11 protein-coding genes are annotated in these 12,014 nt (G+C 59.2%); 5 read left to right on the top strand and 6 right to left on the bottom strand.

The genetic code is table 11. The features are described from left to right. Positions 1-95 precede the first annotated feature (95 nt). The gene (locus tag O9X91_RS15790) at positions 96-1,946 is read right to left on the bottom strand and encodes a M3 family oligoendopeptidase (RefSeq protein ID WP_142913475.1); all 1,851 of its coding nucleotides are present in this window, start codon (positions 1,944-1,946) and stop codon (positions 96-98) included. 169 nt (positions 1,947-2,115) lie between these two features. Between O9X91_RS15790 and O9X91_RS15785 the strand changes: the two genes are divergently transcribed. Together O9X91_RS15785 and O9X91_RS15780 are read left to right on the top strand one after the other, a co-directional pair. Continuing rightward, positions 2,116-3,663, top strand: coding sequence for a sigma-54-dependent transcriptional regulator (locus tag O9X91_RS15785; protein ID WP_077983496.1), 1,548 nt, complete (start codon positions 2,116-2,118; stop codon positions 3,661-3,663). Between the two features lie 176 nt (positions 3,664-3,839). Then, complete coding sequence (locus O9X91_RS15780; RefSeq protein ID WP_162520543.1) at positions 3,840-5,729, top strand: peptidoglycan L,D-endopeptidase MepK; 1,890 nt, start codon at positions 3,840-3,842, stop codon at positions 5,727-5,729. A 175-nt stretch (positions 5,730-5,904) separates the two neighbouring features. On the opposite strand, the gene O9X91_RS15775 is transcribed toward O9X91_RS15780, so the two are convergent. The 3 genes from O9X91_RS15775 to O9X91_RS15765 form a co-directional block, all read right to left on the bottom strand. Then, a complete protein-coding gene (locus O9X91_RS15775) occupies positions 5,905-7,275 on the bottom strand; it encodes an IS1182 family transposase (RefSeq protein ID WP_269834264.1) in 1,371 nt (456 codons plus the stop codon). A 98-nt stretch (positions 7,276-7,373) separates the two neighbouring features. Further along, entirely contained in the window at positions 7,374-8,813 is a 1,440-nt protein-coding gene (gene pyk, locus O9X91_RS15770; RefSeq protein WP_077984889.1) for a pyruvate kinase, read from the bottom strand. Beyond that, on the bottom strand, positions 8,813-9,199 hold the full coding sequence (locus O9X91_RS15765; protein WP_373692768.1) for a DUF1036 domain-containing protein: 387 nt from the start codon (positions 9,197-9,199) through the stop codon (positions 8,813-8,815). The genes pyk and O9X91_RS15765 overlap by 1 nt, the downstream gene beginning before the upstream one ends. Positions 9,200-9,491: 292 nt before the next feature. On the opposite strand from O9X91_RS15765, the gene O9X91_RS15760 reads away from it, so the two are divergent. The 3 genes from O9X91_RS15760 (at position 9,492) to O9X91_RS15750 (ending at position 11,006) form a co-directional block, all read left to right on the top strand. Continuing rightward, positions 9,492-10,280 (top strand): N-formylglutamate amidohydrolase, encoded by a 789-nt coding sequence (locus O9X91_RS15760; protein WP_142914122.1) that lies wholly within the window; start codon positions 9,492-9,494, stop codon positions 10,278-10,280. Positions 10,281-10,295: 15 nt separating this feature from the next. Then, positions 10,296-10,601 (top strand): DUF1244 domain-containing protein, encoded by a 306-nt coding sequence (locus O9X91_RS15755; protein WP_142914121.1) that lies wholly within the window; start codon positions 10,296-10,298, stop codon positions 10,599-10,601. Positions 10,602-10,748: 147 nt separating this feature from the next. Continuing rightward, entirely contained in the window at positions 10,749-11,006 is a 258-nt protein-coding gene (locus O9X91_RS15750; protein WP_006314683.1) for a DUF2312 domain-containing protein, read from the top strand. Positions 11,007-11,072: 66 nt separating this feature from the next. On the opposite strand, the gene O9X91_RS15745 is transcribed toward O9X91_RS15750, so the two are convergent. Together O9X91_RS15745 and ykgO are read right to left on the bottom strand one after the other, a co-directional pair. Next, complete coding sequence (locus O9X91_RS15745; protein WP_142914120.1) at positions 11,073-11,693, bottom strand: hypothetical protein; 621 nt, start codon at positions 11,691-11,693, stop codon at positions 11,073-11,075. Between the two features lie 99 nt (positions 11,694-11,792). Then, complete coding sequence (ykgO, locus tag O9X91_RS15740; protein WP_003497670.1) at positions 11,793-11,918, bottom strand: type B 50S ribosomal protein L36; 126 nt, start codon at positions 11,916-11,918, stop codon at positions 11,793-11,795. Positions 11,919-12,014 lie beyond the last annotated feature (96 nt).

Genomic DNA, 12,014 nt, shown 5'->3' with positions numbered 1-12,014 from the left:
TGTGCTCGTCGCCTGAATTGTTTACCGGTGTTTCCGCCGGCAATATCAACCGGCAAAGCTTGTCCGAAATAGGATAGCCCTGCCGGCGGAAGAGATTAAGCCTGTTTGTTATCCAGCGCTTCCAGCTCGTCGATCAGCCCTTCGATCATCGAAAGCCCCTTGTCCCAGAACGAGGGATCGGTCGCGTCGAGGCCGAAGGGTTTCAGAAGCTCCGAATGGTGTTTGGTGCCGCCCGCCTTCAGAAGCTCGAAATATTTCTCCTGAAAGCCCGTCTCTGCCTTCTGATAAACCGCATAGAGCGAGTTCACCAGGCAGTCGCCGAAGGCGTAGGCATAAACATAAAAGGGCGAGTGAATGAAATGGGGGATGTAGGTCCACCATGTCTCGTAGCCTTCGGAAATCCGGATCGCCGGACCAAGGCTCTCGGCCTGAACGGACAGCCACAATTCGCCGATCTGCCCGGAAGTCAGCTCGCCCTGCTTGCGGGCGGTATGCAGCTTGCGCTCGAATTCATAAAAAGCGATCTGGCGCACGACCGTGTTGATCATATCCTCGACCTTGCGGGCGAGCATGGCCTTGCGTTCCCTGATGTCTCTGGTGTCGTCAAGCAGCTTGCGGAAGGTCAGCATTTCCCCGAAAACGGAGGCTGTCTCGGCAAGCGTCAGCGGCGTGGCGCACATCAAGGCGCCCTGTTCGCCGGCCAGAACCTGATGAACGCCGTGACCAAGCTCATGGGCAAGCGTCATCACGTCACGCGGTTTACCGAGATAGTTGACCAGCACATAGGGATGGGCCGAAGGCACGGTCGGATGCGCGAAGGCGCCCGGCGCCTTGCCGGGGCGCGCGGGGGCGTCGATCCACTCTTCATCGAAGAAACGACGGGCAATATCGGCCATCTCGGGGGCGAAACTACCATAGGCGGAAAGCACCGTGTCCTTTGCCTCATCCCAAGGGATGATCGTGTTCGACGTATCGGGAAGCGGCGCGTTGCGGTCCCAATAATTCATCTGCTCCATGCCGAGCCATTTCGCCTTCATGGCGTAATAACGATGAGAGAGGCGCGGATAGGCTTTCTTGACCGCCGCGGCCAAAGCATCGACCACTTCGCGCTCGACGCGGTTGGCGAGATGACGGCTATCGGCAATATCCTCGAATTTGCGCCAGCGGTCGGAAATATCCTTGTCCTTGGCGAGCGTGTTGGTAATGAGCGTGAAGACGCGCAGATTGTCCTTGAAGGTGGCGCTCAGCGCCTGAGCCGCCTTCTTGCGGGTTTCCGGCTCCGGCTCCTGCAGCATGTTGAGCGTCACTTCCAGCGGCAGGCTCGCACCGTCTATGTCGAAACGCAGATCGGCCATCGTTTCATCGAACAGGCGGTTGAAGGCCGCTGCGCTGGTCATCGATTTTTCGAGGAAAAGCTGTTCCAGCTGGTCGTCGAGCTGGTGCGGCTTGTCCTTGCGCAAATCCACCAGCCAGGGGCGGTAGTGACCCGCTACTGCGTCATTCGCCATGCAGGCGTCCATTGTGGCGTCATCGATGCGGTTGAGCTCAAGGGTGAAGAACAGGAGGTGGGAGGAAATATCCGTCAGCTTCGCTTGGGCATCGCCGTAAAGCTTGCCGTTTGCCGGGTTCGACGTATCGGAAAAATAGGTAAGCCCGGCAAAGGAGCCGAGGCGGCCGATGAGATCATCCAGCGCTTCATATTCCTTGAGCGCCGCGCCGATGCCCTTGTCGCCCGTCGCCTTTGCGGCAGCTTCAAGCCTGCCCTTCCATTTCTCCTCGAAAGCCGCCGCCATCGACGCCGCCTTGTCGAGATCGCCCTTGTATTCCGGCGAATCCCCCGATGGATAGAGGTCCGTCAGCTTCCAGCCGGGAAGGTCGCCAAGTGCCGGAACGGCGGTTTCGGCAAGGGAGAAGACGGGTTGCGGGGTCGGGCGGTTGAGGGTCATCGAACGTGTCCTTCTGATTATGCGTGCGAAGCATATGGGGACCTTGTTTCCCGCGGCAATGGATAAAATGCAAGCAATTCTCAAAACTGGATGTTCAAGTCTCCCATGCCAGAGTGCGGAACAAGGGACCGCATGAAGCAGGTCCATAAACCGGAAACCGGAGCTAAAAATGACCGCGCATGTTCTCGTGATAGACGATGATCCCGTCCAGCGCCGCCTGCTCAAAAATGCGGTGGAACGTTATGGGCATCTCGCCTTGCTTGCCGAAAACGGCAAGGCGGGGCTGGAACTGCTCAAGCAATATAGCGGCGAGATCAACGTCATTGTCCTCGACCTCATGATGCCTGAAATGGACGGGCTTACCTTTCTCAAAGCTATCGGCGAAGTCGGCACCGATGTTCCTGTCATCGTTCAGACCGGTCAGGGCGGCATCGATACCGTCGTGCAGGCCATGCGCGCCGGCGCTTTCGATTTCGTCGTCAAGCCGGTTTCGCCGGAAAGGATCGGCGCTGCCATCTCCAATGCGCTCAAGCTCGACAGGAGAGAGGCAAAAGCCCGCACGGGAAGGCGCGGACGGAGCAATGCAGTGAATTTTACCGATATCGTTTCCGCAAGCCCGGCAATGCTGAGGGTTATCGAACTCGCGCAGCGCGCTGCCCAGTCCAGCATTCCCGTGGTGCTGGAAGGCGAATCCGGTGTGGGCAAGGAAATGGTCGCCCGCGCCATCCAGTCGGCCGGCGACAGGGCGAATAAGGCCTTCATCACCGTCAATTGCGGCGCCATTCCCCATAATCTCGTGGAAAGTATCCTCTTCGGCCATGAAAAGGGAGCCTTCACGGGCGCGACGGAAAAACATGTCGGCAAATTCATGGAGGCGGACGGCGGCACGCTGTTCCTCGATGAAATCGGCGATCTGCCGCTGGATGTGCAGGTGAAGCTGCTGCGCGCGGTCCAGCAAGGCGAAATCGAAACCGTCGGCTCCGCACGGGTGCAGAAGGTGAATGTGCGGCTGATTTCGGCGACCAACAAGAACCTCATTGAAGAGGTGAAGGAAGGCCGCTTCCGCGAGGATCTCTATTATCGCCTCAACGTTTTTCCGATCACCATTCCGGCGCTGCGCCGCCGCAAGGAAGATATTCCCCATCTGGCGCGCGTTTTCGCCGAGCGCTTTTCGGCGGAACAGAAATTGCCCAATCCTGTGGGCCTTGACGCCAGCGCGCTGGCGCTGCTGACGGCCTATGACTGGCCGGGTAATATCCGTCAGCTCGAAAACGCCGTCTTCCGCGCCGTGGTGCTGTCGCAGGGCGAGGAACTGTCAGATTCCGATTTTCCGCAGATCGCCCTGCAACTGCCGGAATTTTCGACCGGCGACGACGCGGACGATGTCATTCGCTCGCCTTCAGGGGCGTCGCTGAAGCTTGCGGCCTATTCACCGCCCCCTCCGGCGGTTGCTGAAAGCCATGCCGTCATCGAGGAGCCGTCGGATATTTCCACCACCATCTACCGGGGCGGAAACCTGATCTCCAGCATGGATGAGTCGGGCAACATCCGCAAACTGGCTGAAATCGAGGAAGAACTCATCCGTTTCGCTCTGCGCTTCTATCGCGGCCAGATGAGCCAGGTCGCCAGAAAGCTAGGCATTGGCCGCTCGACGCTTTATCGCAAGCTGAAGGATTATGGCATCGATCCCGACGATCCCCTTCGAGATGCAGCCTAACGGCACAAACCCCGCATTTGGAGGCAGATCGCAAAATTCGTTAACTTCTGAGCAAGGATATCCGCTTACCGTCTATAAACCTCTTGTTAGTGGCTGATTCACTATATAGAGGAAGGTTGTATGTGTGTGGCAATTTTGCCATCGTGTCACCGTATTTGACGTTCATTTGAGGCAATGTGACAGAAATTGTCTTCCAGGCGGGGATCGAATTGCCATATCTGCATCGGAATAACGCGCTTTCGACCAAGATCGCGCGCGGCTTGATCAAGGATATATGCACGAAGCTGTCGGCGCGCGCTGTCACCTTTGCCTGCCTGATGCTCGCCGCCATACCTTTCGTAGGTGTTTCGGCGACGGAAGCCGCCGCCGAAACGCGCAGCCTCAAACTGTATTATATCCATACACGCGAAAAGGCGGTCATCACCTTCAAGCGCAATGGAAAATATGATCAGAAAGGTCTGCAGGAGCTGAACCGATTCCTGCGCGACTGGCGTCGCAACCAGCCGACACGCATGGATCCGCGCCTTTTCGATCTCGTCTGGGAAGTTTATCGCCGCAGTGGCGCGACTGACTATATCAACGTTGTTTCGGCCTTCCGTTCGCCCGAGACCAATGGTCTGCTGCGCTCACGCACGAAGGGCGTTGCGGAAAAAAGCCAGCATATGCTCGGCAAGGCCATGGACTTTTATATCCCCGGTGTGAAGCTTGCCCGTCTTCGCGAAATCGGCATGCAGATGCAGATCGGCGGCGTCGGCTTTTATCCGACCTCAGGCTCTCCCTTCGTGCACATGGATGTCGGCGGCGTTCGCGCCTGGCCGCGCATGAGCCGCCAAGAACTCGTCCGCATCTTCCCGAACGGCAATACGCTGCATCTTCCTTCCGACGGCAAGCCGCTTCCCGGTTATGAGCAGGCGCTTGCCGATTACAAGAAGCGCGTCAGCTCCTCCTCCATTCAGGTTGCTTCCAGCGCCGGTGCAGGCCCTGCCTCATCTGGCGGCGGCAAGCGCAAGACGCTGTTGCAGGCCCTCTTTGGCGGCGGTGACGAGGATGAAGATCCAGATAGCATCGCAGCGCCGGCGCCCGCAGAGCGCCCCGCCGTTGCTCGCCCGGCGGCTCCGGAGCCTGAACCCACGATTGCAGTTGCTTCGGCACAGACGCTTCCGGGTGTAAACGATGCGCCGCTGCCGACGGCCCGACCCGCCTTCGGCAATCAGCCGCCGGCCAATACCGGCCTTGCGACGGCGCTTTATTCTCCGGCTCGCAATGCCGCGCAGGATGCCCTGCAGGCGGCGACCACACCGACGCCGGCTTCCGCGCCTGCCGAGCGCCAGCAATTTGCCGATCTGGCTGAGGTATCCGTTCCGGTGCCCACGCTTCTCGGCCCGCGCGGCATGAGAGGTGATGCGGAAGGATCGATCCTGACGGCTTCTGTCGAGGGTGCGACACCGGTTGCAACCGGCGAACTCGCCTCTGTTCCGGTTCCCGCCAATCGTCCGGCCGTGGCGGAAGCCCTGCTGGCGGCGGCCAATGCCGACCCTGAAGGTGAGGACGATCTCGCCGAGGCGCAACAGGGTACGCTTTCGCCCACGGTGGTTGCCGCTCTTGAACAGAGCGGTCAGGCCGCCCGGTCGCAGGTCCAGTCGGCCGCGATGCCAACAGCTGCGCCATTCCCGGCCGCCGTCAACCACAAGGTTACCGTTGCGCCCGTCGAAACGGCCAAGGCCGAACCGCAGGCTGGCTTCGGTGATGCTTTCGACCTGAAGCCTGCCATCAATGGCGGCCTCAGCGCCGGCCTTCCGACCAAGGGTTCGCGCCCGAGCAAACAGGATGCCGCCGTTTCCCAGCAGGCCATGGTGGGCGGTGGACGCCTGACGCAGGATCTTATTTCGGATTGGGCGCTCAACCAGAACAAGGGTACGACCGGACGCTCGGTAAAGGCGCCGCGTGTTGTCGCCAATCGCATGCTCAGCAACGATATGTCGGCTTCCGCGACCTCCGCGAGCTTCAAGCCCGGTGCCGCGGCCATCGAATCCAGCCGCTTCAGCACGCCGGTGAAGATGCACTGAGCCAACTTTCATAAGGAAGACGGCCGAGAGGCCAACAAAAAACCCGCCGTTACCGGCGGGTTCAGACCGCTGACAAACCCGTCGATATTTTCGGCGGGTTTTTTCTTTTTCGGGATGATGACGTTTTGTTGTCGTCTTTTGCGGGTGAACGGGAGATAAGATGAGCCTCGTTTCCTCATCCCCAGGCGGGTTTGGGTGCTTTCGTGAGCGCCATCGCTATTTTCTTGATGTTCTGGGCGCTCGCGGCGAGCAGGCACTGCCATCTAACCTTGATCAAGCCGCGGAAGCGGGCATAGCGGTGCCCGTGGAGCTGCTTGGCATCGGCGAAGGAGCGCTCCACCGTTTCCTTGCGCCGCTTGTAGATCGCCTTGCCCCACGCCGTCTTTCGATGAACATCCGTGCGTTCGCGTGCATCTTGCCAGACATGCCGGGTGATGGTTCGTATCGAGCCGGCATTGGACGTGCAGGAGGCAAGAAGCGGGCAGTCACGGCAGATGGAGGGGTCTGAGCGATAGTGCCTGTAACCGCTGCGGTCGGTCGTCGCATAGGTCAACAGTTGTCCTTCAGGGCAGTGGTAGCCATCGGTCTCTGGTTCGTAGACGAACTTCGACTTGCGCATCATCCCGTCTTTGGGCGGGGTCGGGTTGCGATAGCCGGTCACGCCGAGGATATCTCTGTCCTCCAGACCCTTGGCAATGCCTGCCGTGGCATAGCCTGCGTCCAGCCCGACCGCCCCGACATGAAAGTCGAAGCGTTGGCGCTGCCGGTCGAGCCGCTCCAGGTAGACGATACTGTCATGCACATTGGCCGGCGTTACATGCGTATCGGTGATGATCGCATGGCGGCCGTCAACAGTGCGGTGATCGAGATAGAAGAAGCCCTTGGGCTTGCCGTCGCGCACCATATAACCGCTATCGGGATCGGTACGGCTGACCTTCGTCTCCTTCACCTCCGGCTCGCGCTGTTTCTCCCTCAACGGCTTCTGCCCATGGGATATGCGCTCCGCCTCGATCGCTCGATCCAGATCGGCCCAATAATCGGCCCGCGACTTCTGGAGCATGGCCAGATCGTATTTGCCCTTGTTGGCATTGGCCTTCAGATGGGTCGAATCCGTATAGAGCACGGTCCCATCCACCAGACCATGCCGGATCGCCTGCTCCACGATGGCATCGAAGATATCCTGGGCAACCTCCGTCCCGTTGAAGCGACGGCGGCGGTTCTGCGACAGCGTCGAGGCATCGAAGACAGGATCGGTCAGCTTCAGGCGCAGAAACCAGCGATAGGCGACGTTCACCTCGATCTCGCGCATCAACTGCCGCTCCGAGCGAACACCGAACAGGTAGCCGATGAACAGCGCCTTGAACATGCGTGTGGGATCGAGCGGCGGACGGCCGTTGTCGGCACAGTAAAGACCGGCAACACGATCATGGATAAATGAGAAGTCGATCACCGCGTCGATCTTGCGAAGCAGGTGATCTTTCGGGACCAGGCTATCGAGCGTCACCATCTCGAGAGCGGTCTGTTCAGGAGCAGGTTTCTTCAACATGTCCCAATGAATCATAAACCCCCAGCTCACGCCAGGGGTTTGTCAGCAGTCTGACCCGCCGTTACCGGCGGGTTTTTTTATGCTGGATAGTTCAAGCTTTAGACGCCGCTCTGGCCGTCCGAGCCGATATAGGCGATGCGTACCATATTGGTCGCGCCGGGGGTGCCAAGCGGTACGCCTGCGGAGATGATGATACGATCGCCCGGCTTGCCGAAACCTTCGGAAACCACGATACGACAAGCGCGGTTCACCATGTCGTCCAGGTCGCTGGCATCGCCGGTGACGACGCAGTGCAGGCCCCAGACGACCGACAGGCGGCGGGCGGTCTGGATGATCGGCGACAGCGCGATGATCGGAACCTGCGGCCGTTCACGCGCGGCGCGCAGGCCGGTCGTGCCCGAGGACGTATAGGTGACGATCGCCGCAAGCTTCAACGTTTCGGCGATCTGGCGGGCGGCAAGCGAAATGGCGTCGGCGCCGGTCGGTTCCGGCTGGGCGCGCTGCGCATAGATGATATTGGAATAATAGGGGTCCTGCTCCACCGTGCTGGCAATGGAGGCCATGGTGGAAACCGCTTCGACCGGATAGTCACCCGATGCGGACTCGGCAGAAAGCATGATGGCGTCTGCGCCTTCGAAGACGGCGGTGGCGACGTCTGACACTTCGGCGCGGGTCGGCACAGGCGCTGTTATCATCGATTCCAGCATCTGGGTGGCAACCACGACCGGCTTGCCGGCGCGGCGGCAGGCGCGGGTCAGCTGTTTCTGGATGCCCGGAACGGCTTCCAGCGGCATTTCGACGCCGAGATCGCCACGGGCGACCATCAGCGCGTCGGAAAGCTCGATGATTTCCTCGATGCGCTCGACAGCCTGCGGCTTTTCGATCTTGGACATCAGGCCGACGCGACCGCGTGCAATCTTGCGCACTTCGGCAAGGTCTTCCGGACGCTGGACGAAGGAAAGCGCCACCCAGTCGACTTCGCCGGTGGCGAGAACGGCATCGAGATCGACGCGGTCCTTGTCGGTCAGAACACCGACGCCGAGCAGAGTGTCGGGCAGGCTGATGCCCTTGCGGTCGGAAATGCCGGTGCCGGAAATGACGGTGGTGACGATGCTTTTGCCGTCGCTCTTTTCAGCGCGCAGATGCAGCTTGCCGTCGTCGATCAGCAGGCGATGGCCGGGCTTGACCGCTTCGAGAATTTCCGGATGGGGCAGGAAAACGCGGGTGTTGTCACCAGGCGTTTCGTTGTTGTCCAGCGTAAAAGTCTGGCCGGGAACGAGGTCGACCTTGCCTTCGGCGAATTTTCCGACGCGCAGCTTGGGTCCCTGCAGGTCGGCCAGAATGCCGATAGGGCGGCCGTTCCGGCTCTCGACGGAACGGATGCGCTGAATGAGCGTCCGCATCACGTCGTGGCTCGCATGGCTCATGTTGATCCGGAAAAGATCCGCGCCAGCAAGATGCAGTTTCTCGATCATCGCCTCTTCGGAGGAGGCCGGGCCGAGAGTTGCAAGAATTTTGACTTTGCGGTTACGCTTCATCAGTTTTGATTTCCCTGTGTGCCTGGCGTATCGGAGAGCTGGACCATCCAGCTGCCCTGTCTGCCCGTGTCATATTCCTTGAAACCCATTCTCTGGAAGCTGCGGGCATAACAATCGTCCACGCCGTTGATCTTGAACTCGTTTTCCGCCACGCACATGTTGACGTCACCGGTCCAGCGGCCGCCATGGGCGGCGTCTTCGGCATAGAGATAATAATAACGTGACTGCAGCTCACCCTCGATCAGCGTCGCGCAGGTCGAGGAGGGGACCTGCCACCAGCCTTCGCTGACCCAGCCTTCCTGAGCACGGTAGCCGATGGCTACCCCGACGAGGTTCTGCGTGCTGTTGCACACGCGAAAATCCGCGTGCGCGGGCGCCGCTATCATGAGCGGGGTCAGAAACAATGCCGCTACGGAAAAAAGACGGGCGAGATGCCTGAAGTGGCGAGGAAGAGCGAGAGATGACTGAGTCACGGCTTCCATCCGGATTCCATGGTTATAATGAACACACTTCTTGGCGTGGCCGCCAAAGAAAGTCAACGCGAGTTTAATCGATTATATTGTTGGTGGGATCGTGAGTGCGACAAGGTAGATGGCTGTTCTTCCGCCGTAACTTGCGCGCGGCCTCAAGCCATGCCATCAAGTTTCTCTCCTCAATCCTGCCCCAGAAAAATCATCGATGAACGACTTCATACCCTATGAAATCATAGAAGGCGATTATGACAAAGGCATGGTTCTTCTGGCGGACCATGCCATGAACCTCCTGCCGGCACACTACGGCAATCTTGGCCTTCCGCAAACCGCTTTTCATCGCCATATCGCATTTGATATCGGTATAGAGGGACTGACCCGCTCACTCGCCGCCCGCCTTGGCGTGCCGGCCGTGCTCGGACGGTTCTCTCGCCTGCTGATCGACCCGAATCGCGGCGAGGACGATCCCACTCTCATCATGAAGATTTCGGACGGAGCGATCATTCCCGGCAACCATCCGATTTCGGATGAGGAATGGCAAAGGCGGATCGAGGTCTTTCATCGGCCCTATCACAATGCCGTGGACCGTGTGCTGACCGGCGTGGCGAAAGCGTCCGAAGAGGCGCCGCTCGTGCTGTCGCTCCATTCTTACACGCCGTTCTGGAAGGAAACACCCCGACCATGGCATGCGGCGGTTCTGTGGGACACGGATCACCGTGCTGTCGATCCGCTTCTGGCGCATCTGCGCGCCACGGGCGATATCCTCGTTGGCGATAACGAACCCTACGACGGGGCGCTCAAAGGCGACACTATGTATCGCCATTGCATGATGAAGGGCATACCGCATGCGCTTCTCGAGGTTCGGCAGGATCTGATCGCGAATGATGAGGGGATCGCCGAATGGTCGGACCGGCTCGCTCCCATTTTCGCCGCAATGAATGACGATCCCGTTTTGCATGAATATCAGCTGTTCGCCTCTCGCACCGGCCCCTATTGAGCCTGGAGTTTTGCCATGACGAATGAAAACGACAATCGGCAGGTTGAATTCGAGGCGGCGGCCTTCCGGCGCCTTGTCAATCATCTCCGTGAGCGCCACGACGTGCAGAACATCGACCTGATGAATCTCGCGGGCTTCTGCCGCAACTGCCTTTCCAACTGGTACAGGGAGGCGGCCGAAGAAGCCGGTGTTCCGCTCAGCAAGGATCAATCCCGGGAAATCGTCTACGGCATGCCTTACGAGGATTGGAAATTGCAATATCAAAGCGAAGCGAGTGACGACCAGAAAGTCGCTTTCGAGCAGAACCGACCCAAGGAATAGGTCTCCGCTAACGGAAACGACTTGACGGAACGCCTTTCTATGGGCAGTTCACAGGCCTGAATTTTGCTGTCCGCTGGCAGCGACCGGCGAGGGCTTCGCCCGGATCAATGAATAAGGCTCGCATGCGAGCCGACAACGAAGGATAATATGATGGACGAAACGAGCACCACCGAAACCGTCGCCGCCGCAGAACTGCGCCAGTTCATCGAGCGCGTCGAGCGCCTCGAAGAAGAAAAGGCTGCCATTCAGGGTGATATCAAGGACGTTATGGGCGAGGCTAAAGGTCGTGGCTACGATACGAAGGCGATCCGCACCATCATCCGCCTGCGCAAGAAGGACGCCAATGAGCGTATCGAGGAAGAAACGATTCTTCAGACCTATATGGCCGCGCTCGGCATGGAATGATCGACTGGAAACGCCTCAATGAAAGATCGCCGCTTTTGCGGCGATTTTTTTGCGCACCTTGCGAATTCAGCCGCGCGTGCCGGCGAGCTTCTCCGAAAGGTCGATTGCCTCCTTGCGGGCATCCTTGTCCGCGGGGTAGAGCGCCAGATAACGCTCCCAGGCCTTCAGCGCCAGCTCCTCTCGGCCCGAAGCTTCGAGGATGTTTGCTAGGCTTGCCAGCGCCGGGAAATAGCGCGGTTCCCTTTCCAGGGTCAGGTTGATATCCGCCATTGCCTTGCGAGTGTCGCCATCGGCAAAATGCACCATGGCGCGGCGATAGGGCGCCTGCACATAGTCCGGATCGAGCAGAATGACCTGGTCGAGAAAATCGTAAGCGGCGGCGTTGCGTTTCTCGTCGGCGGCTTCGCCTGCCCATTGCATGAGCAGATTGATCGTTGCGCTGCCGGAATCATTCCATTCGGAGGCGATCTGATTGGCGATGCTGCGCGCCTTGACCGCATTCCGTTCTTTTTTCAGCGATGCAAAAAGAGTATCGATGGTCTTGGCCGGTGAGGACGCGGACTCCACAACGGCAGGCGGCTTTCCGTCCGTCGCATGAGCAACCGCAGCCATTCCCGGAAACGGGAGGCTTGAAAACAGGAAGCCCTGAGCGAGAATGAATGCTGTGCAAAAACGATTTGGGCGCATGGGGTTAAGCTTAACCCGGCTGCGCCCAATATCAAATGCAAACTTCTGCACTGTCAACAAAGTGATCCGCGAAACATCGCGAACCGCAGTTGCGATCAATCAGCCCTGACGAGCCTTGAAGCGCGGGTTCTGCTTGTTGATGATGTAGACGCGGCCCTTGCGGCGAACCAGGCGGTTATCGCGATGACGGGCCTTAAGCGCTTTAAGCGAATTCTTGATCTTCATTTTACTGGTCCGCAGTTTTGCACGGATTTTGCCGTGCTATTCAAACAATCAAAAGCGCGCAACGGGGCGCGCTCTTTTCGGTTGGCAGGCAGATAC

The sequence above is a fragment of the Agrobacterium salinitolerans genome, from assembly GCF_027498475.1.
Taxonomy (GTDB): Bacteria; Pseudomonadota; Alphaproteobacteria; order Rhizobiales; family Rhizobiaceae; genus Agrobacterium; species Agrobacterium salinitolerans.
Note: the sequence above shows the minus strand (reverse complement) of the source record. Positions and strands in the feature narration are given on the sequence as shown.